We start from the raw sequence: 25470 nt of genomic DNA, 5'->3' as shown, positions 1-25470 counted from the left end.
TGGGAACAATGGCAGGTTCAATGGAGGCAACAAGGTAGAAGCGATGTTTCTCTTACTCCAAATGTTGTTAATACCTCAACCAATCAACGGATTAGACGTGTCCCTCCTACTCATTTTGTGAATGTGAACAGAGCAGAAAATTACCAGCGACACAATCTGTAAAGAATGAAAACATCGTTGAGGAAAATGATTGTGAAAGCGACTTGAGAAAACCATGTTTAAACCAGTTAAAAGATGTAACAAATAATAATTCAAAACGTTGTTTTTCGGTTTTTCGGCATCCTTAGGGATGATTTTTACCTGAAATCCAAAGTTATCTTTTATTCATGTATACAGAAGAAGCGGGGTACCCTGCTTCCAACATGTATTTGATGCTACGTCACGGTGCAAGCCCTCAAAAAAGAGCAGGCCTCCCCTCATAGAGAAACAGGGCGCTTTTTTATTTACAATTATCGTTCAAGTTTTGCTTTCGTTTGTTTTCGGTACGTAAATGCCGTCAGAATTGAGCCTGTGCAAACTCTGAAACAGTTTAACTGCATCAACATTGGTTCTCATCTTTAGTATATATTGAGTTTTTTTAGTATTATTCTACTTAGGCTAAAACATATTTTAAAATCAATTAAACTATCATCACTATCGAATGAGCTCGATCAGCATATCATGTACTATCCTCTTTTAAGGAAGGTGATGTTATGCGGTCATTTCCATTAATAGTGGTGCTATTCATCCTGTTAATCATCGTTGGGACATCTTTCTTCGGTGGCTATTAAGAACTCACCTTGCCCCATATCCATCAGACGCCATAAGAAATCTTTATGGCGTCTGTTTTGTTATGTGATTAATTCCAAATGCTGATAAAGTTTCTGAACCAGGCCATTTTTACAAATCTTCATCTTTCTGAAGCTGTATATCGACCTCTAGTTTTTTAAAATCGTCCCCAATGTTTGCTTAAAAATAATTCACTATTGATTTAGAAGCCATTTTTATACGATCAGCTGAAGTGATGTAGTGTAGCAATATAAGACAAAAAAACATGATACCAACTGTTTTGACATTACTAAAATAAAGCGCTGCAACTGCCATTGCGAAGATCAATAATTCAATAACTAATCTTGTTAGCCCGTTTATGGCTATTACAGTTTGTCCACTTCGACTAGGATCATTAGGCACTGCAAACACGGACCAGATCATCATAACTACAATCGGTAAAACTAAAGTTAGGATATATTTAAAATAACCATTAAAGTGGGTCCATGCAAACACACCTATGGAGATTAGTGCAGCGATTTCAAGGGCGAATCTTAAAAGTAAATTAGTTTGATTCAGTTTTCCCAACTCCTCTGTATCACCTCGCAGGAGATGCTCTTTCTCTACTTTATTTCAGCGTATAAAAACTTTTCTGTTCTTCTTCTTTAGATTCTATTGTAGTTTTCGGAGAGATCACCTCCACTTTTAAAGATAGGATACCGACTGCTGCTGTTAGCAATGCTCCGACTATTACAACAATTATAAGAATAATGAAATATGACAACTTTTCCCCTCCTATCCAGATAATTATCCAAATAGTCAGGAAGTTGTCTGCAATTCGCGGAATTTGTCGAACGATAGTATGGAATAATACTATAATTTGTTGGATATTTAATGTGTTTAAGCAGTATACTGGCTGCTGTATTACCGCCCTTATACACTTATTGTTATCCTCGAATTACCCATGACTTATACTTGTGTTGAATTCCCCTAACCGCTGAACCCTTTGCCATTACTAGATTGAAAATGAATTTGATACTTCTCAAATGGTTTATTCATAAAAAAAGCTCGTCTGTTTTGATAAACAGATGAGCACATAAGAAAAATTCTTTAATTACTGCCTTCCGTAAAACAAAACGGCGTTCCATTATCCTGTCATGTTTGTGCCATTCTTTAATACATGCCCTTTTGTTCTAAAGCTGAACCTGTTGAACCTCTGTCCATATGTATCACCACCTGATTGGATTTTCAAAAGCAATCAAACCATACCTTTTTGTTCTTTCTTTGATCCAGCACCTCTACTCATTCCGCTCACCTCCTGTAACACGATAATATCATACGGAATCGTGTTTTTTCTCCATTTTCTAACATCCATCTATCAAACTGAAACTTATTTTTGACTCTTCATGTACACCTCTTCTCTTAGAGCAATCGCCAGAAAGCTTTTGCCTTCACTCGATAATAGTTGTGATACTCATTTCCGTATATACTTCATACTCACCATTTCTTCCGGCTGCATATATAGGATGACAATGATCTGCCGTTCTCTATGTGAGAGCTGTTTGTCCTCATGTTAATAACATCTAAATAGAAAAAGAACCAATGGCTAAAAACAATTGGTTCTTCTGCTAAACAGAATATCCTAAGGATGTTGTTCGTTTACCTAGAGAAGAGATTAACTTTTAAAGGACTTCCTTGACCTTACTTCCTTCTTCATCGTTTTCTATTACTTGATACTCTTTCTCCCAAAAATGTGCATTCTTTATCCCTAGTTTTTCCGGATCAAATACTGGATCTCTCCCCTCCTTTTTTTGCTCCTCATAATCTCTTAGTACTTTTAAAGCCGTTTTCGTCATGAATAAGATGGCTATTAAATTCAGCCATGCCATACTCCCCATTCCAAGATCTCCGAGTGCCCATACGATTTCCCCCGATTGCACACTGCCGTAAAATACCATAACGAGCAAAGTGAGTTTTAAAGGATACAAGATCAATTTATAAGATTTTTCTCGATTTTGATTAATAAAAGCTAAACAAGTCTCAGCTTTATAGTAGTATGACATGAGGGTAGTAAAACCAAAGAAGAACAGAGCAATAGCTAAAAAGGCTGCACCAAAACCAGAGATGACTGAATCTACAGCAAGTGAAGGATAAGCAGAAGGGTCTTTCCCAGCAACAGCGTGTGACGTGATGAAGCCTCCTCCATCAGGGGACACGTTATACATTCCCGTTATCAGTATAGTAAACGCCGTTGCTGAGCAAATCACTAACGTGGTTAGGTAGACGGAAAAAGCTTGCACTAATCCTTGTTTTGCAGGATGAGATACTTCAGCAGCTCCAGCTTCAAAGGTCTCGCTGCCAATTCCCGCAGCATGTGAAAAAGCACCTCGCTGCACTCCCCAAGTAATCGCTGACCCCACAACGCCTCCGAACACCGAATCGGCGCCAAACGCACTTTTTAAGATTAACATGAGGACACCGGGTAAATGCTCTAGATTAAATCCTACGATTACAAGACATAATAGGACATAACCAACAGCCATTGTAGATACCACTGTTTCGGCAACCTTTCCCAATCTTTTGACTCCCCCAAAAATAATGATTGCCAGTATGAAAACCAATAACCCGCCTGTGATGACAGTAGAAAGGCCAAATGCTTGGTGAACAGCGGCAGCAATTGTATTTGCTTGTAGTGTTGGCCATAACCCAGCCATCACAATGATGGTGACAACAGCAAATACACAACAAAATTAAGGCGATTGAGTTGGAGGAAAATACTTATCGTACCATAGGAATTTGTACAACATCTCAAATATCTCATGCAACAAAAATGTTTGTGGAAACCGTTAAAGAACTATATCAAAAGATTGATAATTAACTCGTTGTTTACGACAAACTCGATATACTTTCAGCCATAAACCATTAAAACATATCCACTTTTACAATCTAGCCTTCATTCCGTTATTCTTCAAACCAAGTTATTTTTCATTTCTCAATCTGCTTTCAAATTTCATTTCCGGACAATATATTAACAATACAGAAATATTCAGATTATCACGCCAAGCTCTACCGCCTGTTCTAGTGTCTCGTAATGATCTAAAGCTCTGTCTTAAGCACGCCCTTCCAATCTCGTGCATGCTACTGACACCAATCACTTAGAATACAAAGGGCCGGGAATCTTTTCAGTTATTTAAATATGGACTATTGTTGATCGAAAGAGAAAGTTGAAATACCTTTCCATTGTGAAATGAATCGAGGCTTAGAAATATAAAAGACCGCAAAGCATTTTTGAAGAAGCTTTGCGGTCTTTGCGTCTCTTTTTGCTTCGTATAAGTCAAAGGATTTCCAACGGAACCCACTGCACATCCATCCATTGAAAGGTTTCCTCTACTCTTACGAATATTAGTCTAGATAGATTCATTTGGCCCGTGTGAGATGAACCCAAGGCATAGGGGGTTCTTCAAGAGCATGTATGCCACGTAACAATGAATGTGAAGGAACCTAAATGTTTCAATCCGTTTTGTTTTAAAAAGGGTGTTGATGTTCCTCTGCTTTACTATTTAATATCCGGTAGCTAGACTTTCCAATATGAAGCGGTATATCCAATTTTTCTAAATTTGGCATTCCATTTTTTAAGAAAAACTCTTTATCTTGATATCTCTGTAAAACTTCTCCCACAATCCACTCTTGATCACCCAAAGTGGATATACTGTGTACTTTACACTCATAAGCGAAATACGCATCAGTTAAAATCGGTATCTCAGCTTTTAGCCCCTCTTCGTATTGAATATTAAATTCTTCAAACTTATTTATATTTCTACCACTATGGGTGCCTAATGCTTGGATTAATTCTGAACATCTCCCTGGAAGAAAATTCACACCGAAAACACCGCTTTTCTCAATCAGTTTGTAAGTATATGTCTCTTTGTTTACTGATATCCCATACATTCCAGGAGAAGATCCGATATACGTATGCCAACCGGAAGCCATTGCGTTTTTTTTACCTTCATATTGAGCCGTAACTACAGCTACCATTCCAGGGTAGGCGTACCAAATTGGTTCATCTATCGGTGTTCTCATATTCATCGCTCCTTTTGTTTTAGATGCATTTTTTATTAGAATCTGAGATACTGTAAAACGTGTTTCAACGTAAACGCTATCAAAAGCCAAAGCAGCACATACAGCTAGTAATGTTTAACTTCATCTTTGCTCAAACTCAAACCGAAACATTAAACTGCCAATAATAGTTGGAAGGTGTGCCGCATTTGCTTTTATTATCAACAGTGAACTGGTAAATAACCTCTGTGATATTCCGTAACGTTTAAAAGATCCAGTTAAATGGAGCTTTATCCTTTTTATTGATATCCCCCAGTAACGGAAGTCGCTGCAACATATTTTGTAAGTGATACGCATCCCATGGAAAATGTTCTGTAATCCCTAATCCTGCAACATCATGGGCTTTGGCTACATCTTGAAGCACCCGTATAATTGTTTCGATGCTGGATGCTTTTGGAGCTTTTCCAACCATTTCATCATAAGTATCAGGGTTCGCAATTAAGAGAGAACGGAATTCCCTTAAGTCCAGTACATCCAAATCAAAATGAACGATAACCTTAGAAGGTTTGCGTGCATCCAGCCACTGAAGCACCTTGGAACTGTCTTCTTCAATATCATCTGGGGTTGCAATGTCGAATTTCATATTCTGTAATGGTTTAGAGTGAAGTGCTTCCATCATATCGTTCAACCCTACAAACAATACCTGTTCCGGTTTAAATGGACGAGGTACCTCAGCGACGAATTCCTTATCACCAACACCCAACAAATTAGCAAGTACATGAGCATGGTGGTGTGGCCAATCCTCAGGAATTGATACGTCAGGGTGTAAATCAACCCATAACAAAGCAGTATCACCATCGTATTTTTCATTTAAGTATGCAAAAGGAGCAAGCTCTACACCGCAATCGCCGCCAAGAACGATAACACGATCAGGACTGTGCTTTTGAATTAAGCCTTTGGCAGATCGAGCTTGCTTTAATAAAACACTCCTGCCAACAATCCCCTGCTCTTTTTCAAGGCTCGCATCTAAATTGACAGGTACTTCTTCAAATGGGCCATTCGTTTTAGGAGCAAGCCAGTTTAATAAGTGTGCTCCGAGAACGTACGGAGGGTTGTTTCCTCCTTGCCATTGCGGCATGAGTAACCGAAGCGTCTTATCTTCTTTATTTGTCATCTTATACACCTTCCTTTCAAATATTCATAAGTATGATGCACAAATTATAAACCTTATAGCAAGTATAGGGTCAAGTGTTTGTTATTTTTTCAGCACTTTTAATTCGTTTGGCAATCGCAATGCCTTCTGCAAGTGTACCGCTGTTATCAACGGGTTGAGCTGCTTGTTGGTTGTTGGTAAATGCCTTTAAAGTTCTTTACAATGTTCTATACTTTTCGCTTTATAAGAATGCCCGTCATGTGTGAGAATTCCTTTAAGCTCGACAGTTTTACACGTTATATAATTTTTTATATGAAAATGGAACAAAAGTGTATTTTTTATATGAGTCAGGTTTGGACTCTTATTTCTGAATAAGTATTAAAATCACACCAAAATTCCAAAAAGGGAACTAAATCTCACAGTTAGCTCATCTGGTTATTTGTTTTATAATTTTGGCTGGATTACCGCCAACTACAACATTATCGGAACGTCTTAATTAAACCTCTTCACGAACGATGGGGGATTAGTGATGCTTAGTCGGTTACATCTTAATCATTCGAAGGATTATTTGTTACCCTTTTCGAAATCAATTACTTGTTTTTGTTGCGATTACTACCCACAGCCGTTGGCAGAACATCGGGTTCAAAATCAATACCTATATTCTTACATTGACAAGGGTATGCTGCCTCCATAAAATGAAAATGATTATCAACATCACTTAGGAGGAAATACAGATGCTTAGCGGGAAGATTCGTTTGAAAATTAAATTTACTTTCTTATCGATGCTCATCTTTTCTATTTTATTAACAGGATGTACAAATGCAGGACAAACAGAGAAGAAAGATCCTAACAATATGGTCACAATTGCTTGGCCTAGAGATATAGGAGAAATAAACCCACATGTCTATAATCCTTCCCAATTGTTTACACAGTCAATGGTGTATGAGCCTTTGGTCTCTTATGAAGCGGGCGGAAAGCTTAAACCGCATTTAGCTGAGTCTTGGGATATATCTAATGACGGCAAAGTGTATACGTTTCATTTGCGTAAGAATGTAACATTTTCTGATGGGACAACATTTAATGCAAAAATCGCGAAAAAGAATTTTAACTCCATTTTAAAACATCCTGAGTTACATAGCTGGTTAGGATTTATTACAAAAATAGCTCAAACAAAAGTGATCGATGATCATACATTTCAATTGATACTGACTGAATCATATTATCCAACCATTCAGGAGCTGGCAGTTGTACGGCCTGTTCGGTTTTTAGGAGAGGCTGGATTCCCTAAAGATGGCGATACATCAAAAGGTGTAGCAAAACCGGTTGGGACGGGTCCATGGGTATTGGAAGAGCATAAAACCGATGAATATGCGATTTTTAAACGCAATGAAAATTATTGGGGTGAAAAGCCTAAAGTCGAGAAAATCAAGGTGAAAGTCATCCCAGACGCAGAAACAAGAGTACTCGCATTTGAAAAAGGTGAACTGGACTTAATTTACGGTGAAGGCGTCATCAGTTTGGATGCATATAAGCAGCTGCAATCGACAGGACAATATGAAACAAGCCTTTCCGAACCGGTGGCGACGAGACAGCTTGTCATGAATACGAAAAAAGAACAGCTTTCTGATGAACGTGTTCGCCAAGCCCTGCACTATGGTTTTAATAAAGACACCATGGTGGAAGGCATTACCTCCAGGTTAGAAGAAAAAGCAGATTATATTTTGCCGACAACCTTCCCATACACATCTGATATTGATGTAAAACCAGTGAAATATGATGCGGAAAAAGCGGCAGCGTTATTAGATGCAGCAGGTTGGAAGCTTCCTAATGGCAAGACGGTGCGTGAGAAAGACGGAAAGCCTCTTGAATTTAGTTTAATGTATGATTCAGCGGAATCCATTCAAAAAGCAATGGCAGAAACGCTGCAAGCAGAGTGGGCAGCGATTGGGGTGAAGTTGAATCTTGAAGGAGTAGAATTGGCAACTCAGGTTAAACGGTTCAAAGCGAATGAATTTGATATGAACTTCTTTAGCAACTATGGCGCGCCTTATGACCCGCATACATTTGTAAACATTGTCGCGTCAAAAGGATTTGGATTTAATGAAGCGATTTCGGCATATCCAAACAAGGATGAGCTATTGAAGCAGATGGCAAGGGTTCCCAAAACAACTGATGAAAAAGAGCGTCAACATCTTTACTCATCTATTTTAACATCCCTTCAAGATCAGGGAGCCATCGTTCCTATCTCTTATATAAAAAAGACAGCGATCTACCAAAAGAATATTACAGACTTTACTTTCCCTGCCAACCGTGACCAACATCCATTTACAGGTATTCGCATTAAGCAGTAGGAGGCTTTTATGGGCATCTATATATTAAAACGAATCATGTCCATCATACCAGTGTTTCTTTTAGCTACGCTTCTGACAACAGGAATGATTCAACTCTCACCGGTTGACCCGGCTGAAGCATATGTAGCCGCAGCGCATATCCAGCCAACCGATGACATTCTAGAGCAAAAAAGACATGAGTTTGGCTTAGATCAACCATTCTTTATTCAATATGTAAACTCTATTTTGAAGATATGCCAATTGGATTTCGGCATTTCTTATGTTTCGAATAAGCCGGTTTGGGACGAGGTAACACTCCGAATGCCAGCAACGATCGAACTTGCTCTTGGGAGTTTATTGATCGCGGTGCTTGTCAGTGTGCCTCTCGGCTTCTTTGCGGGAATCAAAAGAAATCGCGCAATTGATCATATCAGTCGCTTTATTTCCTTTTTCGGGGCATCCATTCCGACTTTTTGGTTAGGGTATATGTTGGTTTTTTTCTTTTCTGTTCAATTAGATCTTTTTCCAGTAGAAGGAATTGGAACATGGCAGCACCTCGTACTGCCGTCAATGACGCTGGCGCTTCCTTTAATTGCAATGTATACAAGGCTTTTGCGCGCCAGTATTATAGAAAACCTGCAAGAACCGTATGTACAATACGCAAAAATCAGAGGACTGAAGAATAAAAGCATTATGGCTAAGCATGTATTGAAAATGGCCATTTCTCCGATGATTACTGGCCTAGGAATGAATCTTGGCAAACTTCTCACCGGAACAATTATTGTTGAAGTGGTTTTTTCTTGGCCTGGCTTTGGCCGTTATTTTATTGATGCCATTTTCAATCGTGACATCCCTGTCATTCAATGCTATGTGTTCATAGCTGCCACATTTTTTATATTGAGCAGCTTAATCGTTGATCTCATTCAAATGTATATTGATCCGCGCATTTCCAGGAAAGAAGGGCAGTATCGATGATCACAAGCATACGCATGATATATAAAAGTCAAAAAGTGGTAACGGCATGTATCATCATATTATCAATCCTATTTCTCATCGCTGTATTTGCCCCTTGGATTGCGCCGAATAACCCTGTTGCTGTTCATTTGGCATATAAGCTGCACCCTCCATCCATGGAGTTCCCTTTAGGAACTGATCATTTAGGAAGATGCAACTTATCCCGCCTTTTGTACGGAACACGAATTTCTTTGGGATTTGCAGTGCTCATTTTTATCTCCTCACTTGTGATCGGTCTCATCGTCGGTACGATTTCGGGATATAAAGGCGGATGGATTGATCATTTGTTAATGAGATGTTGTGATGGTGTGATGGCCTTTCCGAACTTAATTTTAGTTCTTGGTCTAGTAGGCATATTCGGACCTGGACTTCCTCAAGTCATTCTTGCCCTCATGCTTGTGCAATGGGTCTACTATGCGAGAATCTTTAGAGGAATGGTGCTTAGTCTGAAAGAGGAAAACTTTATTAAAGCCGCAAAAATCAATGGATCATCACAATGGAAGATTCTGAAAAAACATATCATACCTAATGTGCTCCCTCCCCTCGTTGTCATGGGTACATTGGAAATGGGCTGGGCCATTATGGACATATCCGCTATGTCGTTTCTTGGATTAGGCGTCCAGCCACCGGCTGCGGAATGGGGAGCGATGATTCATGAAGGTAAATCGTATATCCGGACGAACCCTGAGTTGATGATTTATCCAGGGATGATGATCATGATTGTGGTTGTAACGTTCAATTTATTGGGCGAGAGCTTATCAGAAAAATACGGAATCAAACGTCGATGATAAAAGGAATGAGGAAGTTGGGAACAGAACAATCACCGGTACTGCAAGTTAGAGATTTGCATGTACAGGCCAAAACGCACAAAGGAGTTTCAACTCTAGTGCAACACGTCAATTTCGAACTGAAGCGCGGTCAAGTCCTTGGCCTGATTGGTGAGAGCGGATGCGGAAAAACAGTAACAGGCATGTCCATTCTTCAGATGCTTCATCAGAAAACAACCAAGGTGGAAGGAAGCATTTCAATACTAGGCCGAGAATTAAACGGATTGGCAGATAAAGAAATGCGCAAGATACGCGGTAAAGATATTGCCTATATTATGCAAAATCCGATGAACGCTTTTACACCTGTTTTTACGATTGGTCATCAAATGATTGAAACGATTCGCTCTCATACGTCTTTTAACAAAAAGCAGGCAAAGGAGCTTGCAATAGAAGCATTGCATAATGTGAGCTTATCCAATCCTGTTAAACTTTTAAAATCTTACCCTTTTCAATTAAGCGGCGGAATGCTTCAACGGGTGATGATTGCAACCGCTGTATGCTTACATCCAAGCATTCTCATTGCGGATGAACCCACAACTGCACTAGACGTAAATAATCAGAAGACCGTGCTGAAACATTTAGACGCCATGCGTTCTGAATGTGGAACGGCGATTTTGCTTATATCTCATGATCTGGGCGTCATTGCTGAAATGGCGGATGAAGTCGCTGTGATGCAGAAAGGGAGAATCGCAGAAAAAGCAGATGTGTTTCAGCTGTTTGATGCACCAAAGCATGAATATACAAAGAAGCTATTAAGTGCACGTTTGACATTGCCAATTGATGAACGTGCCATTGGGTCAATTTGACAAAAGAGCGGCACTTTAATGAGGTGAACATGTGAGTTTATTACAAGTGAAAGAAGTCTCTCATCGTTATGCGGAGCGTTCATTGTTCAAATGGAAATTTCAATCTAAACAAGTCCTATCCGATGTCAGCTTTTCGATTGAGAAGGGTACATGCTTAGGCTTGATTGGGGCAAGTGGAGCCGGTAAGAGTACATTGGGAAAAGTGTTGCTTGGTTTAGAACGGCCGCAATCAGGTCAAATCCTTTTTCAAGGCCATGATATGTATAGCGCAGATAAATCGATCCGGCGAAAAATCCGTCGTGACCTTCAAGCTGTCTTTCAAGATTCATACTCGTCCGTCAACCCGCGAATGACGGCGGAACGGATTATTGCAGAACCATTAGAAAACTATGAAACCCTCACTACGGCGGAACAAAGACGAACTATTATCGAGTTGTTGGAAAGGGTAGGCCTAAGCAAAAATGATTTAACAAAATATCCGCACCAATTCAGCGGCGGTCAATTGCAGCGGATCAATATCGCCAGAGCAATCTCGCTCAAACCGAAACTGATCGTATTAGACGAATCAGTCAGCAGTCTGGACATGGTTACCCAAACGCTTATACTCGATTTGTTAAAAGAGCTCAAAGACGAGTTTGGGTTATCGTATTTATTTATTACGCATGATTTGAAAGCCGCTTATCAATTGAGTGACACACTAGGTGTACTGGATAACGGAAAATTAGTTGAGCTTTACGAGTCCAAACCTCAGTTCTTTGCATCAGACCATCCAGCAGTAAAAGAAATGAGAAGCTCCATACTTGCAGAACACCCGCGCTTTCGTTCGATAGGAAGAGGGACGATGCTACAATAAGAAAATCGCGTGTAGATATAGCATTCCCGGTTACATCGTTTTTTCATGATATTTGCTTTAACAAGTACGGCATGTCTTTTGTTGTTCAAAGCATGGAGTGCTGATATCAATAGAACGGTTGCACCATTAACTGCATCAAATGATGACTGCGATCTGTTACATTCCTTCAACTCACGGCTACACATGCCGCATTTCAACCATTTTTCCTGCTTTAAATATGACATAGAAAAAGAACCGTTGGCTTTAAACCATTGGTTCTTTTTCTACACCCTCTAAACCGTTATTATTTTATGTTTAAACGACAAAATGTTTTTCATGCCTCATTAGGAGAAAATAGCAAGGTGGATTAGGCTCCTCATAATCTCTTCGTTCTTTTAATAGATTTCGTCCATGAATGAGGATTCTATTAAATTTAACCAAGCCATGAAGCCCTTCCAAGGTTTCCGGGATCCCATACAATTTCTCCAGACTGCACGTTTCCATAAAACACTGTGACGAACAAAATCGGGTTTAACATATGGAGAACCTTGGAAAAATTCAATTTCGAAAACTTCTCACTCTGCTCTGTTATATCTCGGAGTTCTGCTTATGAGATTGAAGCCTAAAGGCCGGAAAACTGTCCATATTCAGCTCAGATATTTTCCTTCAGGCAATACTTACGAGATGTTGAAGACACTGCCTACTTCGATGTCGGTTCCGTGACTGGCCGCAAGGCGCTGAATACCCGGTCGAAGCGTCGCATCGACGTTTCAAGCGGACCAGTAGGGAATCGTGCGATCAACCACCCTATCACCAGCGCAACTGTTGCAACGAGCAGATCACCAAATGGAATCGCTCCGAGATCATACGTGACCCCAGCTATTTCGAGACCCCATATGAAGACAAACTGAGCTGCATACATCGTTAACGCCACGCGACCAACTGCTTTTTAAGCTAGCAGATACTTAGGAGCAAACCTAATTTGCCTTGACTTTTAATTGGATACTGTTGGACTTATAGACAACCTTCACTTTGTACTTGCTTGGTAATCCTACGGTCTCGATTGAAGAAAAAGATCCATGTCGCTTATCATAGGTGATGATCTTGGATCCGTCAGCAGGTATATAATTTCCCGAAAAGTTGAGACGCAATGTCCCTTTCATTTTTGCCTTGCCCTTAATATGAAACAGATCATTTTTTCCGCTGAGATTCAGCTCAAGTATCCCCTTGGCAGATTGTTTGTAGTCTCCTCGGATGATCAGTTTTCCTGATACATCTTCCTTCAGAGTGCCTCCGTTGTTTGAAACATCACCACTCCCAAAGGCTGTCTTCGAGTCGCCCTCAAGTGTTCCCTGGTCAATCCGTGTACCGCCGGAATATGTATTGTTCCCCTCCAGCTTTAACGTACCTGTCCCCTTTTTAGTCAGCTTTCCGGTGCCGGAGATATCGTTGCGCCAGCGATCCAATGCATGGAAGCCGCCTTTTGAAGCATCCATATTCACGGTGACGTCTTTGGCAAAAGCGCCATATCCATCAGCTGCGGAAAAGAGATTAAGCCGTCCCCACCCCTCTGGATCATCAAGCACAGGATAGCCGGAAGGAAGACCGGTAGTAGCTAAAATCCAACGGCGCTGCGTTTTGTCAAGGTAAGGAAAACGGGTTTCCAACAGAACTTCAGCTCCCTTAGGAACCACCATTAGTTTAACAGTCGAATTGATTTGCTCAAATCCGTATGTCAATCGTTGAATGTATTGTTTTTTATTCATGTCATAATCGCTGAATCGGTCTTCCGCTGTACCAGTTTGTGTTAACAACTTGCTGTGGGCTTCATCATAAGCAGCCCTTTTCAAATGATTATTCGCTGGATCAGATAATATAGCAGCCGCCAAGCCAGTTGCCATGACACGTCCTCCCATTACATCAAGCGGGGAATGCATACCGGCAACAATGCGGTTATTGCCGAGCTCTGAAGCCCGGGTAAGGAGTTCCTGATAACGCTCCGGTACAGCATAAGCCATAGCAAAAGCGCTGAGGTATGCAGCATTCGTATGTCCGCTCGGAAAACCTCCGTCTTTGCCCGGATCTGGATTGATAGCAGGAACAAGGGTCGGAACAAGAATCGTATTGCTTTCCCAGCGAAACGGGCGGGGATATTGAAAGTATCCCTTAGCCGGGTTTGTTGAAGAATACGGGCCGCGTAGTGTATTAACCAAACTCACGATACTGCCGAGACTGGAGCTCGTGCTGCCAGAGTTGGTTCCTTGGTCAGTATATTTTTTTGTGATGGCATCTGCCGGGATACTGTTAATCGTGGTCGTCGCGCCCGCATTCATTCGATATACATCTGTAAGCGGACCGAGACCGTCAATCACACTGTAACTCTGATTCCTGCGATCATCAAAATATGCAGCATTTTCCTCATTGGAAGTGCGGCGTTCAGCAATGTCAACAACTTTTTGAATGTTGGGATCCAACACGCTGCTGTTCAGTTTGGCTCCACTATCCCAGGTACTTCCGGGAGTCCAAAGTCTATTAAATTCTGAAAGTACCCCGATCGCGGGATTGGAATTCACTGTAGTATTAGCAGAACTGTTATTTTTGTAATGGTCTACGAAGTATCCTGAAGCAGGGGGCGGCGGCGGAGTTACTGTTTTTGCTTTCGTTGTTGAGCCCGCATAACATACACTCACAGAACTTTGAAATAATATAAGAGAAAATAAAGCCACTACCAAATGCTTCTTCATCTTTAGTAATTTCATTTTTTCATCATACTCTCCCTTACTCTTTATCCTATCTCCAAAAAGCTTTTTCCCAACCGTCAAGTTATTATTGATCGTATCTTAACTTTGTTAATGAAATAGCATTGTTTTATTAATGTTTTGTTTATTTTTTCTAGGCGTCAATGAAATAGTAGTAGCCGTTGCGGAGAGAAAGAAACGGAAGAAACGAAAGAGGGCAAAAAAGCTGCTGACAAAGGTCAGCAGCTAACGCAGGGGGTATCTAAACATTCAATCTCCATAAAGGACCAAGCGTGTTTCCCTATTCTATCAACTTTTCACAAAGAAAAATTAACCGTTTGTGTAACAGAAATACCATACTTCATGGCATGTTACTCCTCATTTAATGCGCCATCATCTCATGGGCAATATCGTGTCCGTCCATTTCTGACGGGTAGTAGGTAGGCCAGTGTTTAACTTCATCAAGTAAAGCTTCGCGGTCGTCACCCCAATACAGATGGTAATGGCTAGCTTTAGTCGGATAGATACTATGATCACTAAACTGAATATACTGAGGAAGTCCTTCAGCTTTTTTAGCTAGTTTGAATATGTATCTTACCCCTCTATTGCCCGCATCATATGTTAGAATTTCGTACCCGTCATACGTATACTTACCTGAATATTCTTTTCCATTTTTGAAGAACGTTACAGTATCTTTTTGGATTAAGATACGGTCAACATCTGTTTTATACCCTTTTTTATAATACTCTTTGTATTCTTCAGCTGTCTTGTCACCTTCATGTTTTGATTTATATGAAAATACTTCGTCAAGAGTACCATCTTGCAGATATGGGTATACAGATTGCCAGTCTCCTTCCCAATCAGAAAGTGAACGATCCTTTACTTGGCTGTTTTTAAAATAGCCTTCATAAATTTTTTCCGTTTCTTCATCATGTGCATGACTATGATCGTGCTCATGATCATGAGCGTGAGCACTTTCGTGTGTGTGACTTTCAGATGCTTGCTCTTGCGTTTTGGAAGAGTCTTCTGCAACAGCCGAGGATGATGTTGTTTTATTAGACTCACCTTTTGATGAACCGGAAGTCTGACATCCTGCCAATACGAGTAATGAACCAATAGTTAATATACCTAACCTCTTTGCAAATAAAATCTTCATTCCTACACTCCTTTTATTCAAATCGAAAACATTACGATTTATATTATACATATATCTCGTCAAACATCAAAGGGAAAATACTCCTAAAGATTGCTGGCAAATCCAGTTTTAACTGCAGCTGCGTGACACGATAAAAGCCGTTGACATCAGTCTGGATGAGGATATTCTTCGCATATTGAATGATATCTTTCCCGTACCTGGAGGTGAGACACATGAGGCATATGCCTGGTAACACTTTCATTCTTCAACTTCTAAAATATTTATGTTGAACAATTTTGTTCATATAGGAAAGACAAGAGGTTGTACGCCCTTTTGTCTTTCTATTTCTTTTCCTATACAGCATCCAGTTTCCGTGCAAACATGCCTCTAACTGTACGGTTTATTTAATTCCTTTAATAAAGATCCTCATAGCCTCTTTTTCCAGCTGTTTTTTGTTGAATGGAATCATTTCGATATAATGTATCTAAGCTGTAAACCTCATGCTAAAAGAATTTTGGAAGTGATTTGTATGCTATCAATAACCCCCCCATCGTTGATCCCCTCTTTTAAAATGTCTTCAATTAAAATGATGATAAAGATTTCCTTTACTAATATCCGTTGCATCTAAGATGTCTCTATAGTTGTCCTACAAAAAAAATGAAACCAAAAGTTCGCGGAGCTTAGAGAACTTGACTTTCTACCAACAAAACCGACCAGTTGGTTCATACTTGTAATTTATTATAAAATTCCTGAATACATTTGATCAATGAGGCGGTGATCACCATGAATAAAATAAAACCAACAAGAGTTTTAATCATCTCTTTATCAAAAAAACAATTAATAGAATTTTTGATTTTTGAAATGATCATAGGGTCGACAGCATATTGGATTTTTAAATATAAAAATAATATTTTCTACGAATGCACCGGGTTAGCCGGAAGTATTCTATGTCCTTTCCTTTTCAAAAAAGTAATTTCTAAAAATAAATGTAGATTCAAGAGAAATCAGATCATCACGATTAGATAAAAAGATACCAATATCATTGGTATCTTCTTTATTAGATTAAGTTTGTCAGCACTCTGCTTATTTGATTACGAAATTACCATATTCGTTTGAGCGAACATGAATCGGTCCGTTTAAATTATAGTTGTTCTCCTTGGCGATTGAGCGAAACACGTCCACACGGGCAACCGACTCTCTCCACTCATCACGGGTGTCAGGGTCTGCTGGATTCATCAGGTCGTCATATCGCACATCCAAGAATTTATTTAACCATTTCTTCTCATCAATTCCGTCTTTAGGTGAGCCGCCCGCTTTTTTGTTCGTGCGTTTGATCAAGGCATAAAAGGAGTCAGGGTCATCACCATCGCCATGCTGAATAACTGTATCGTACATCACAGCTCTTGCCAGTGCCGTTTTCAGCCCGGCATTGTCTGATCGTTTCATGGCAGGCTGATAATACAAGCTGTCATTTACCTTGTCTTGGGCAGCACGGAAATCTTTATCATTTCCAAGCGAACGCCAAGCAGAAGCGAATCCCTTGAGATTGCTGATGTCATCGCTTTCTTCCTTGGCCAGACGGCGCAATTCAGGCAGGTACTTTTTCAGTTTGTTATTCGGTACCGCCTTTGTGTATACTTCCACTACCTCCAATGCATCCCCGGTAGCTGTTGTAAAGCCTGCCCGTCCGCATGTATAGCCTCTTCCATCATCCAATGGCTCCACATATCCGTATTGGATCTCCGTCGTGCCGTTTTCAAAGATACTGGTCAGCTGTTCTGCCCGGTGCTTTTGATCCTTATTCAGTCCCGCCGCAAAAACCGTTTCACTCATCATCAGGGTGAAAAACAGGGTGAAAACAAGTGATGAAATCGCTGCTTTCTTCCAGAAACCCGCTTTTTTCTTCAAACTGATTTTCATCCAATTACCTCCTGCTAAATATTGTAAATACAGACACAGTATACATCGAGGGGCTGCTCTATTGTTGAAAATACATTGTTTTGTCAATATTTTGAATCTAAAGTAATAATAAAAGGCTGGCAGCTTGAATCTTACTCTTTTTTCATTGCCAATCAGCCTTAGCCCCTCTCTCTGGGAGAAGCCCTTTTGCTACTACTTTATTTAACAAAATGCAATAAGGCTTTAATCTATTCTATAATGGAAATGATCATCGAATAGTTGGGAGGTGATGAAAATGGCAAGTAAGATGAGAATGCTAGATTCCGCAACGTCCCATGCAAAGCCTATTATTAGGAAGGCGATACTTTGCATGGGGTAGACTTTCTAAAAAATCGCCCAAGTAAGCTTTTCTGATATAGTGGCTTTGCGCCTTATTTAGCTATAAAAAATAAGGAGCTGGCAGATATGGCATATGTAAAAGCAACCGCTATTTTACCTGAAAAGCTGATATCAGAAATTCAAAAATATGTTCAAGGAAAAACAATATATATTCCTAAGCCTGTAACCTCTCATCAAAAATGGGGTGCGTGTTCAGGAACAAGAAAGCTAATCGATGACAGAAACGCTTCTATTAAAAAAGCATTTAAAAACGGCAAAACAATTAATCAATTATCTGATGAATATCACCTCTCTACTGAAACAATAAAAAAAATTGTCTACTCTAAATAAACAAAACGAAAGCACTGATGAAATGTAATCAGTGCTTTTTTATATGGCGAGTTTGTTTCTTAGTTATTTCCTGCATATGATATCATTGGCCAACTGTGTAAAGTTAAGGGAGATGAGAAGAGAAGAAAGGAAGGATTTACAAATGAATATAGTAAACAAAGGAACATTGCAAGTACCTGGAGCGAACATCCACTATAAGGTGCGTGGCACAGGTCCAATCATTCTTTTGATCCATGGCGGAGGCGGTGATGCCGACAAGTTCCATCATGTTGCAGACCATCTGGCTAACTGGTACACGGTTGTGACTTACGATCGCCGTGGCCATTCCCGCAGCAATCTCGCCAATCAGACTGAGGAATACCGTGTGGAAACACACAGTGATGACACCCACCGTCTTCTAGCCAAACTCACCGACAAGCCGGCATACGTATTTGGAAGCAGCTCCGGCGCTGTTATCGGGCTTGATCTGTGCATACGCCATCCCGAACAGGTAAGTGTCATGATCCCTCACGAACCAGTCTTATTGCAGTTTTTAAATGGAAATGAGCTGAAACTAGCCGAGCAATTCATGGAAGACCTTAAGAAAAATCACCGAAATGAGGTCATTACATTATTGTCAAGTTTAGAAACAGACGAACAATCAAAGGATGTGCTGACAGAGCGGCTTCTCGGTAATTCAACGTATTTCACTGAATATGAAATTCAGGGAATTCTCAACTATACATTAGATATCGAAGCATTAAAGATGGTGTTTACATCTGCTCCGATGAAGGTACTTCCAGCTGGCGGAAGTGCTTCACGGGATTTTTTTCCTTATCGTTGCGCAAACGCCTTAGCGGAACAATTGGAAACAGAAATTGTTGAGTTTCCTGGAAACCATGCAGGTTATAACATAATGCATCATAAAGAATTCGCTGAGAGGTTACACGATATGTTAGAAAAATAAACATAGGACCATGTACAACTAACTTAGATTATCGGAGAATTTCACAGGAGCGTTTTTTACGCTATTTTTGTTATATGATCTTAAAATAAAAAAAGAAACCTTTGGACTTTGTGAATCCGCAGGTTTCTTTTTTATTCATCTACTTTTTTTCCCGGATAACTAATAGCACACCAACTAGAATCAAAGTTGAACCTGCCAAGAAGGTTCCGCCTATACGTTCTCCTAACAAAAGCCATCCGAGCAATGTTCCAACGAGAGGCTGAAAAAAGAAAAATAAACCTCCACTTGATGCATTCAGCATTTGTAATCCGCGATTCCAAAGTATAAATGCACAAGCTGTTGAAACAATCCCCAAGTATAATAGCCCGCCCCATATTGTCGGATGGGCCAGCTGCGAGAAATGAACTTCATTTACGTTCATCCATACAAAAGGAGTCAAAATAATCATGGCAACCAAGATTGAGTAAGTTGTCACCACAATGGGAGAATAATGATTTGGAACACATTTTAAAAGAACAGACATCAGTGCCCACGTTAAAGCAGCAATGAGCAGCGAAATTCCGCCCATTTGATTCGTCATGTCAATGTGACCGTTCCCTACAATCATTAAAACGCCAATAGTCGCCAAAGCCACAGATATTCCCTTTTTTACATTCAACCGTTCTTTTAGCAAAAGCCTAGCAAAGATCACCATAAATGCAGGTGTGGAAGAAGTAATAATGGCTCCCATTTGTGCCGAAGATAGGTTAGTGCCAACTTCCTGTGTAACGATTGAAATTGTATTACCGATGATCCCAATGGCTATGATTAACAAAAGGTCACATCTGTGAATTCGCCAGGATAGCCTTTTTACCAAACCAAATATATAGAACCTAACAAAGTGTTTTTCATTTTTGCACCCTCCGTTTTTCATTTAGGTCAATAAATGCCTCTAACGGAGAGAAGTAGTCACCTTACTCCACTAAGGGCGGGCCACGACGTTATTTTGCTTTTCAGTTTTCATGATGTAATCTCCTTAACCTTTTCACTATTCATGCTGCTATATTCTAACTTGTATACACAAGTTAGTTTAAGTTTTCAGTGTACCGATAACATGTTTTTTATGCTCAAGCCTCTCCTTGATCTGCTTATTAAACGTCTCAGCTGTTCTGGCAAATCCAAAAATATAAACCTAAAAAACCATACCGATAATACTTGGTATGGTTTCTTTAAGTAAGCCACCTAAGAGAGGGCCGGTTATCTCAATTTACTTTTGATCCGAAGCTAATTGCATTTGTAACCGACAGGGCCGTCTGAACCTGTGTACACATATGTGTCAGAAACATATCCAATATTCACGACACCCCGGGAATCTTTCCACTGGATTTGATCCCAAATATTACTCGTTCCATACTTACCGGTAACAGTTGTTCCATAAGCATAACAATAGTAAGGAACACGCGAGCCGCTAGGAATGGAAAGCATAATAGGATAGTTTGTACCTGGACCGCTGCGCATATTTACAGGCGCACCGCTGCTTGTTGAGACAGTAAAGTACTGAACGGCAAGTGCTTGACTGGAAAAAATGAATAATGATGCAATCATAACGGTTAACATACTCAGCATTTTCAGTTTAGTCAATGTCATCCCTCTTTCTTCAATTCCTTCATTTTAAGAACGATTGAACATATGCTACCAGCTGCATTTAGGAACAACCGGGCCGTCTGAACCCGTGTAGACATATGTATCAGAGACAAATCCATAAACGACTTCCCCGCTGGCAAGCGTTCGCTCTGTGTAATTCCAAATATTGCTCGTTCCATACTTTCCAGTTACAGTTGTACCGGTTTTGTAGCAAAAGATCGGGATGCGGGTTCCGCTCGGTATAGTCGTTACGATCCCCCAACTTGTACCTGGACCGCTGCGCATATTTACAGGCGCACCGCTGCTTGTTGAGACCGTATAATACTGAGCGGCAAGGGCATGGCTAGAAAAAATGAGCAATGATGCAATCATCACCGTTAGTGTACTTAGCATTTTTAATTTCTTCACCTTATATCCTCCCCCTTAAATGTCGTGCGTTGACTTTCTTACATCCAGTTAAGAAAATACTATTGGAAAACCGCGCCCCCCCTCTCTGCCATATATTTATCAATGTACCATAAACTAGATCTTTCAAAAGTGGAATTGTTCCTATGTTTTCGACAAAAAGCTCGTGACATCGTGCATTTTCAGAATTTGCAAATATGACCTATCCATTTTTTAATGAGACAAGGCAGTAAATCACTTTTTTGTGATCATTTCATTAACTGCTGCAACAGAAGCTGTTTAATTAGAAACGAGAATAAACGTCACTGCGTAAAAGCGCTTTGTGTGTTTGATGAGAATAAAGCGACTTGTGGACATTCCGAATATGCCTTTTTTAGCGGAGAAAAGTTCTTTCTGTATGCTTCATCTTCATTTCGGGAAATGTAACGTTGATTAAAGGAGGTTGAATCACTATGGATCATAAAACATTAGCTGCTCACGAGGCTGTAGATCTACATGAAATCGTCAACTTTAAAACACTTTGTATAGCGAAATCGAAGTTAATGCAAGGACTTGTATTTGACCAAGATCTTAAGGACTTGATGCAAAAAGATGTACAGCAATCCATTCAAGACCTTACTGATTTACAAGCGGTTTATGAGCGTGCCCCATTTCAGGCCCCTGTCCCTCAAAGCCGCCCAACACCAATCATCAATTGAAAGGAAGGTAAGCCCCTTTGAATCATGATCACTTAGACCCTATTAATTCGCTAAATATGCCTGAACTTGCAGACACTACATTTGCGATGGATTTCCTTATTCGAGTAAAAGAAGGCGTGAGAAATACCGCTGTAGCTTTGACTGAAACCGCTTCACCAGATGTAAGAGCCTTGTTGCGGAAACAGCTGATGCAAGGAATCGCGATGCACCAAGAGATTACGGAACTGATGATAAGCAAAAAATGGTTCCACCCGTATGAGCTGAGCGAACAGTATAAGCTGGATCAGCTCTCTGCAAAAAACACGATCATGGTCGGCAACATGAACCTCTTTCCTGATGAAACAAATCGAAAAGGGATGTTTGACCGGACACCTGATGAACACTAACACTGGAGGTTTTACAGCATGAAGGCAGTAACGTATCAAGGCATCAAAAATGTTGTTGTCAAAGATGTCCCGGATCCAAAGATTGAAAAATCCGATGACATGATTATAAAAGTCACCAGTACAGCTATTTGCGGATCAGATTTACATTTAATCCATGGATTCATTCCAAATCTGCATGAAGACTATGTCATCGGCCATGAACCAATGGGAATCGTTGAAGAAGTTGGGCCAGGGGTTACAAAGGTAAAAAAAGGCGACCGCGTCATTATTCCATTTACTATCGCCTGCGGTGAATGCTTTTTTTGTAAAAACCAACTGGAAAGCCAATGTGATCAATCTAATGACAATGGAGAAATGGGCGCCTATTTCGGCTATTCAGGCCATACTGGCGGATATCCAGGCGGGCAGGCAGAATATTTAAGAGTGCCATTTGCAAATTTTACCCATTTTAAAATTCCTGAATCCTGTGAGGAACCCGATGAGAAATTAAGCGTGATTGCCGATGCCATGACCACCGGCTTTTGGAGTGTTGACAATGCAGGGGTAAAAGACGGCGATACAGTTGTCGTTCTCGGCTGCGGACCAGTCGGCCTGTTTGCTCAGAAGTTTTGTTGGCTAAAGGGCGCAAAACGCGTCATAGCAGTTGACTATGTAAACTATCGCTTACAGCATGCCAAACGAACAAACAAAGTAGAAATTGTTAATTTTGAAGACCATGAAAATACAGGGAGTTACTTGAAGGAAATCACCAAAGGCGGAGCGGATGTTGTCATTGATGCTGTTGGGATGGATGGGAAAATGAGCGACCTTGAGTTCCTTGCCAGCGGATTAAAGCTTCATGGCGGAACGATGAGTGCATTGGTCATTGCTTCCCAAGCCGTTCGCAAAGGGGGAACCATCCAAATTACTGGTGTGTATGGCGGCAGATATAACGGTTTTCCGTTAGGTGATATCATGCAGCGAAACATTAATATACGCTCTGGACAGGCTCCGGTGATCCACTACATGCCATACATGTTTGAATTAGTGTCAACCGGCAAAATTGATCCGGGAGATGTTGTAAGCCATGTCCTGCCGCTCAGTGAAGCGAAGCATGGCTATGACATTTTTGATTCAAAAATGGATGATTGTATAAAAGTTGTGTTGAAACCTTAAAAAACGGAGGTGACAGAATGGAATACGCCTTACATGAAGTGCTTGAGGTCCAAGAAATGACTGCATTTAAGACCCTTTGTTTGACGAAATCCAAAACGATGAAGGCGCTGGTATCTGATCCGAAACTGAAAGAAATCATGCAGCAAGACGTTGACATCACCACACGGCAGTTACAAGAATTTGCCTCTATTTTATCTAATGCAAGCATGAATGAGGAGATGAGTGAATAATGAATCCTATCATTGAATATCTGACAGGCATGAATGTTTTAACAGATCAAATCATTGCCATGGACTTATTGATTGCAGCAAAAAACGGAGTCAGAAATTATGCGATGGCCGCCACGGAAGCTGGAACGCCTGAAGTGAAAGAGATCCTTACCCGGCATCTAGAGGAAGCCCTCGATATGCACGAACAAATCTCAAGTTATATGATGAAAAAGGGCTGGTACCATCCTTGGAATACAGACGAACAAGTCAAGCTGAATTTACAAAATATCGAAACTGCGATTCAGTTGCCAACCCTTTAACATACATTGATTTGCTGAGGAACAGTATTAATTGACCACAACTGTCCCTCAGCTTCTGTTTTATTAATAGTTGAATCGTCATGAGCGACCGTTTTTAAACTTCGACATTTGTTTTTATGTTTATAAATACATTAACTCTTCGTAAACCCGCTTCTTCCCAGCCGGTCTTCTATCGCTTGCAAAGCCTGTTCTTCGTCAATCCCTTCAGCTCTGATATGAATGTGGGTACCAGGTGTAATGCTTAATGACATCACATCAATAAGGGACTTGGGCGGATTTTTGAGATCAACGGATTTCTCCTCATATAAAAGAAATATGTGAGAGCGAAATTTGCAGGCTGCACGAACCAACAAAGTTGCTGCACGGGCAAATCCTGTGCTTGCAATAATCGTATACTGTTTTTCAATCATGCTTCCCTGCTCCTTATCACCATATTATCGGCATTTAATGGTGGCCGACTATCGGATGGGGTACATATGGTTCTTCGAGAAACGCAATTTCTTCAGATGTTAACGTAACGGATAGAGCTCTGACAGCATCTTCGAGATGGGACGTTTTCGTAGCACCAATAATAGGAGCTGTTACTGGTTCCTTCTGCAGCAGCCAAGCAAGCGCGATATGGGTTCGGGGAACTCCGTGTTTTTCTGCGATTGCCGCAAGCCGTTCCACGACAATCCGGTCAGCATCAGCAGTCGCATCGTATTTGGATTTCTGGATTTGATCGGTTTCGGAGCGATGCGTTGTTTCAGACCAATCACGTGTCAATCTCCCAGATGCGAGCGGGCTGTACGGAGTCACTCCAATTTTTTCTTCTTTGCAAAGCGGCAGCATTTCCCTCTCCTCTTCCCGATATATCAGGTTTAAGTGATTCTGCATCGAGACAAATTTGTTCCATCCATGCTGCTCTGCAACATGTAACGCCTTCTGGAACTGCCACGCATACATCGCAGAAGCACCAATATACCTTGCCTTCCCGTCCTTCACCACATCATGCAATGCTTCCATCGTTTCTTCAATAGGTGTATGGTAATCCCAGCGGTGGATGATGTACAGATCTACATAGTCTGTTCCCAGTCTCTTGAGACTTTTATCAATTTCACTCATAATCGCCTTTCGTGAGAGACCGGCACCATTTGGGCCCTCATGCATTCGCTGGTGAACCTTCGTTGCAAGCACGATTTCATCTCGATTGGCATAATCCTTTAACGCTCTGCCAAGTATTTCTTCACTTGCTCCCAGTGAATACACATTCGCCGTATCAAAAAAATTGATGCCAAGCTCAAGCGCTTTTTTGATGATGGGGCGGCTATTTTCTTCATCGAGTACCCATTGATGAACCCACTTTTCTGCTGCACCAAAGCCCATACACCCCAGACAAAGCCTAGAGACATCTAAACCGGAATGTCCAAGTTTTACATAATCCATTTCTTGATCCCCTCTTTCCTTTTTTCTGCTTCTCATT

24 protein-coding genes and 4 pseudogenes are annotated in these 25470 nt (G+C 40.6%); 14 read left to right on the top strand and 14 right to left on the bottom strand.

Annotation, left to right across the window (positions count from 1 at the left end):
* Positions 1 to 692 precede the first annotated feature (692 nt).
* Positions 693 to 770, top strand: a complete 78-nt coding sequence (locus AC4CV5_RS12665; RefSeq protein ID WP_072175780.1) for a YjcZ family sporulation protein — start codon at positions 693 to 695, stop codon at positions 768 to 770.
* A 192-nt stretch (positions 771 to 962) separates the two neighbouring features.
* Here the strand turns inward: AC4CV5_RS12665 and AC4CV5_RS12660 are convergent.
* From AC4CV5_RS12660 to AC4CV5_RS12640, 5 genes and pseudogenes are all read right to left on the bottom strand, one after another.
* Positions 963 to 1335, bottom strand: a pseudogene (locus AC4CV5_RS12660) (YrdB family protein).
* Positions 1336 to 1375: 40 nt separating this feature from the next.
* The gene (locus AC4CV5_RS12655) at positions 1376 to 1531 is read right to left on the bottom strand and encodes a hypothetical protein (RefSeq protein ID WP_490922935.1); all 156 of its coding nucleotides are present in this window, start codon (positions 1529 to 1531) and stop codon (positions 1376 to 1378) included.
* Positions 1532 to 2429: 898 nt separating this feature from the next.
* Entirely contained in the window at positions 2430 to 3461 is a 1032-nt protein-coding gene (locus AC4CV5_RS12650) for an alanine/glycine:cation symporter family protein (protein WP_490922934.1), read from the bottom strand.
* Between the two features lie 811 nt (positions 3462 to 4272).
* Positions 4273 to 4827, bottom strand: coding sequence for a flavin reductase family protein (locus AC4CV5_RS12645; RefSeq protein ID WP_490922932.1), 555 nt, complete (start codon positions 4825 to 4827; stop codon positions 4273 to 4275).
* 241 nt (positions 4828 to 5068) lie between these two features.
* The gene (locus tag AC4CV5_RS12640; protein WP_490922931.1) at positions 5069 to 5977 is read right to left on the bottom strand and encodes an arginase family protein; all 909 of its coding nucleotides are present in this window, start codon (positions 5975 to 5977) and stop codon (positions 5069 to 5071) included.
* 713 nt (positions 5978 to 6690) lie between these two features.
* Between AC4CV5_RS12640 and nikA the strand changes: the two genes are divergently transcribed.
* The 5 genes from nikA to nikE are packed head-to-tail and all read left to right on the top strand — an operon-like array spanning position 6691 to position 11786.
* On the top strand, positions 6691 to 8307 hold the full coding sequence (nikA, locus tag AC4CV5_RS12635; RefSeq protein WP_490922930.1) for a nickel ABC transporter substrate-binding protein: 1617 nt from the start codon (positions 6691 to 6693) through the stop codon (positions 8305 to 8307).
* Between the two features lie 9 nt (positions 8308 to 8316).
* Complete coding sequence (nikB, locus tag AC4CV5_RS12630; RefSeq protein ID WP_326221430.1) at positions 8317 to 9261, top strand: nickel ABC transporter permease subunit NikB; 945 nt, start codon at positions 8317 to 8319, stop codon at positions 9259 to 9261.
* Entirely contained in the window at positions 9258 to 10088 is an 831-nt protein-coding gene (gene nikC, locus AC4CV5_RS12625) for a nickel ABC transporter permease subunit NikC (RefSeq protein ID WP_326221429.1), read from the top strand. The genes nikB and nikC overlap by 4 nt, the downstream gene beginning before the upstream one ends.
* 17 nt (positions 10089 to 10105) lie before the next feature.
* Positions 10106 to 10933 (top strand): nickel import ATP-binding protein NikD, encoded by an 828-nt coding sequence (gene nikD / locus AC4CV5_RS12620; protein WP_060399099.1) that lies wholly within the window; start codon positions 10106 to 10108, stop codon positions 10931 to 10933.
* Between the two features lie 31 nt (positions 10934 to 10964).
* Positions 10965 to 11786, top strand: a complete 822-nt coding sequence (gene nikE / locus AC4CV5_RS12615; protein WP_373923685.1) for a nickel import ATP-binding protein NikE — start codon at positions 10965 to 10967, stop codon at positions 11784 to 11786.
* A gap of 679 nt (positions 11787 to 12465) precedes the next feature.
* Here the strand turns inward: nikE and AC4CV5_RS12610 are convergent.
* The 3 genes and pseudogenes from AC4CV5_RS12610 to AC4CV5_RS12600 all read right to left on the bottom strand — a co-directional run.
* Positions 12466 to 12708: pseudogene (locus AC4CV5_RS12610) on the bottom strand (hypothetical protein); the annotation flags it as partial.
* Positions 12709 to 12742: 34 nt separating this feature from the next.
* Positions 12743 to 14524, bottom strand: coding sequence for an acid phosphatase (locus AC4CV5_RS12605; protein ID WP_490922927.1), 1782 nt, complete (start codon positions 14522 to 14524; stop codon positions 12743 to 12745).
* A 361-nt stretch (positions 14525 to 14885) separates the two neighbouring features.
* On the bottom strand, positions 14886 to 15659 hold the full coding sequence (locus tag AC4CV5_RS12600; RefSeq protein ID WP_222143219.1) for a metal-binding protein ZinT: 774 nt from the start codon (positions 15657 to 15659) through the stop codon (positions 14886 to 14888).
* Between the two features lie 115 nt (positions 15660 to 15774).
* Between AC4CV5_RS12600 and AC4CV5_RS12595 the strand changes: the two are divergent.
* Positions 15775 to 15891: pseudogene (locus AC4CV5_RS12595) on the top strand (aldo/keto reductase); the annotation flags it as partial.
* A gap of 830 nt (positions 15892 to 16721) precedes the next feature.
* Here AC4CV5_RS12595 and csn read toward each other — a convergent pair.
* Positions 16722 to 17558, bottom strand: coding sequence for a chitosanase (gene csn, locus AC4CV5_RS12590; RefSeq protein WP_490922925.1), 837 nt, complete (start codon positions 17556 to 17558; stop codon positions 16722 to 16724).
* A 444-nt stretch (positions 17559 to 18002) separates the two neighbouring features.
* Between csn and AC4CV5_RS12585 the strand changes: the two genes are divergently transcribed.
* Together AC4CV5_RS12585 and AC4CV5_RS12580 are read left to right on the top strand one after the other, a co-directional pair.
* Positions 18003 to 18266, top strand: a complete 264-nt coding sequence (locus AC4CV5_RS12585; RefSeq protein WP_222143221.1) for a CD3324 family protein — start codon at positions 18003 to 18005, stop codon at positions 18264 to 18266.
* Between the two features lie 142 nt (positions 18267 to 18408).
* Positions 18409 to 19212: an alpha/beta fold hydrolase gene (locus AC4CV5_RS12580; RefSeq protein WP_222143222.1), complete on the top strand. Its 804-nt coding sequence runs from the start codon at positions 18409 to 18411 to the stop codon at positions 19210 to 19212.
* A gap of 139 nt (positions 19213 to 19351) precedes the next feature.
* Here AC4CV5_RS12580 and AC4CV5_RS12575 read toward each other — a convergent pair.
* The 3 genes and pseudogenes from AC4CV5_RS12575 to AC4CV5_RS12565 form a co-directional block, all read right to left on the bottom strand.
* Positions 19352 to 20071 (bottom strand): annotated as a pseudogene (locus AC4CV5_RS12575) (DMT family transporter); the annotation flags it as partial.
* A gap of 404 nt (positions 20072 to 20475) precedes the next feature.
* Positions 20476 to 20832 (bottom strand): SH3 domain-containing protein, encoded by a 357-nt coding sequence (locus AC4CV5_RS12570; protein ID WP_004398671.1) that lies wholly within the window; start codon positions 20830 to 20832, stop codon positions 20476 to 20478.
* Positions 20833 to 20883: 51 nt separating this feature from the next.
* Positions 20884 to 21243, bottom strand: coding sequence for an SH3 domain-containing protein (locus tag AC4CV5_RS12565; protein WP_166850376.1), 360 nt, complete (start codon positions 21241 to 21243; stop codon positions 20884 to 20886).
* A 449-nt stretch (positions 21244 to 21692) separates the two neighbouring features.
* Between AC4CV5_RS12565 and AC4CV5_RS12560 the strand changes: the two genes are divergently transcribed.
* Genes AC4CV5_RS12560 through AC4CV5_RS12540 form a run of 5 tightly spaced genes read left to right on the top strand, consistent with a single transcriptional unit; the run spans position 21693 to position 24008 of the window.
* Positions 21693 to 21938: a spore gernimation protein GerQ gene (locus AC4CV5_RS12560; protein ID WP_166850373.1), complete on the top strand. Its 246-nt coding sequence runs from the start codon at positions 21693 to 21695 to the stop codon at positions 21936 to 21938.
* Positions 21939 to 21955: 17 nt separating this feature from the next.
* Complete coding sequence (locus tag AC4CV5_RS12555; protein WP_222143225.1) at positions 21956 to 22324, top strand: spore coat protein; 369 nt, start codon at positions 21956 to 21958, stop codon at positions 22322 to 22324.
* Between the two features lie 18 nt (positions 22325 to 22342).
* The gene (locus AC4CV5_RS12550; protein ID WP_166850367.1) at positions 22343 to 23479 is read left to right on the top strand and encodes a zinc-dependent alcohol dehydrogenase; all 1137 of its coding nucleotides are present in this window, start codon (positions 22343 to 22345) and stop codon (positions 23477 to 23479) included.
* Between the two features lie 17 nt (positions 23480 to 23496).
* Positions 23497 to 23709: a hypothetical protein gene (locus tag AC4CV5_RS12545; RefSeq protein WP_326221417.1), complete on the top strand. Its 213-nt coding sequence runs from the start codon at positions 23497 to 23499 to the stop codon at positions 23707 to 23709.
* On the top strand, positions 23709 to 24008 hold the full coding sequence (locus tag AC4CV5_RS12540; protein WP_326221415.1) for a spore coat protein: 300 nt from the start codon (positions 23709 to 23711) through the stop codon (positions 24006 to 24008). The genes AC4CV5_RS12545 and AC4CV5_RS12540 overlap by 1 nt, the downstream gene beginning before the upstream one ends.
* Positions 24009 to 24139: 131 nt before the next feature.
* On the opposite strand, the gene AC4CV5_RS12535 is transcribed toward AC4CV5_RS12540, so the two are convergent.
* Positions 24140 to 24418: an HPr family phosphocarrier protein gene (locus AC4CV5_RS12535; RefSeq protein ID WP_166850361.1), complete on the bottom strand. Its 279-nt coding sequence runs from the start codon at positions 24416 to 24418 to the stop codon at positions 24140 to 24142.
* Positions 24419 to 24452: 34 nt separating this feature from the next.
* A complete protein-coding gene (locus AC4CV5_RS12530; RefSeq protein WP_490922923.1) occupies positions 24453 to 25433 on the bottom strand; it encodes an aldo/keto reductase in 981 nt (326 codons plus the stop codon).
* Between the last annotated feature and the right edge of the window lie 37 nt (positions 25434 to 25470).

The organism is Bacillus sp. NS1, from assembly GCF_058248265.1.
Note: the sequence above shows the minus strand (reverse complement) of the source record. Positions and strands in the feature narration are given on the sequence as shown.

Coding starts and splice junctions, on each gene's coding strand:
- nikB (WP_326221430.1), top strand. CDS start 8,317: ATGGGCATCTATATATTAAAACGAATCATGTCCATCATACCAGTGTTT.
- csn (WP_490922925.1), bottom strand. CDS start 17,558: ATGAAAATCAGTTTGAAGAAAAAAGCGGGTTTCTGGAAGAAAGCAGCG.
- AC4CV5_RS12645 (WP_490922932.1), bottom strand. CDS start 4,827: ATGAGAACACCGATAGATGAACCAATTTGGTACGCCTACCCTGGAATG.
- AC4CV5_RS12560 (WP_166850373.1), top strand. CDS start 21,693: ATGGATCATAAAACATTAGCTGCTCACGAGGCTGTAGATCTACATGAA.
- AC4CV5_RS12580 (WP_222143222.1), top strand. CDS start 18,409: ATGAATATAGTAAACAAAGGAACATTGCAAGTACCTGGAGCGAACATC.
- AC4CV5_RS12640 (WP_490922931.1), bottom strand. CDS start 5,977: ATGACAAATAAAGAAGATAAGACGCTTCGGTTACTCATGCCGCAATGG.
- AC4CV5_RS12540 (WP_326221415.1), top strand. CDS start 23,709: ATGAATCCTATCATTGAATATCTGACAGGCATGAATGTTTTAACAGAT.
- nikC (WP_326221429.1), top strand. CDS start 9,258: ATGATCACAAGCATACGCATGATATATAAAAGTCAAAAAGTGGTAACG.
- AC4CV5_RS12550 (WP_166850367.1), top strand. CDS start 22,343: ATGAAGGCAGTAACGTATCAAGGCATCAAAAATGTTGTTGTCAAAGAT.
- AC4CV5_RS12605 (WP_490922927.1), bottom strand. CDS start 14,524: ATGAAATTACTAAAGATGAAGAAGCATTTGGTAGTGGCTTTATTTTCT.
- AC4CV5_RS12530 (WP_490922923.1), bottom strand. CDS start 25,433: ATGGATTATGTAAAACTTGGACATTCCGGTTTAGATGTCTCTAGGCTT.
- AC4CV5_RS12665 (WP_072175780.1), top strand. CDS start 693: ATGCGGTCATTTCCATTAATAGTGGTGCTATTCATCCTGTTAATCATC.
- AC4CV5_RS12650 (WP_490922934.1), bottom strand. CDS start 3,461: ATGGCTGGGTTATGGCCAACACTACAAGCAAATACAATTGCTGCCGCT.
- AC4CV5_RS12545 (WP_326221417.1), top strand. CDS start 23,497: ATGGAATACGCCTTACATGAAGTGCTTGAGGTCCAAGAAATGACTGCA.
- AC4CV5_RS12585 (WP_222143221.1), top strand. CDS start 18,003: ATGGCATATGTAAAAGCAACCGCTATTTTACCTGAAAAGCTGATATCA.
- nikA (WP_490922930.1), top strand. CDS start 6,691: ATGCTTAGCGGGAAGATTCGTTTGAAAATTAAATTTACTTTCTTATCG.
- AC4CV5_RS12600 (WP_222143219.1), bottom strand. CDS start 15,659: ATGAAGATTTTATTTGCAAAGAGGTTAGGTATATTAACTATTGGTTCA.
- AC4CV5_RS12535 (WP_166850361.1), bottom strand. CDS start 24,418: ATGATTGAAAAACAGTATACGATTATTGCAAGCACAGGATTTGCCCGT.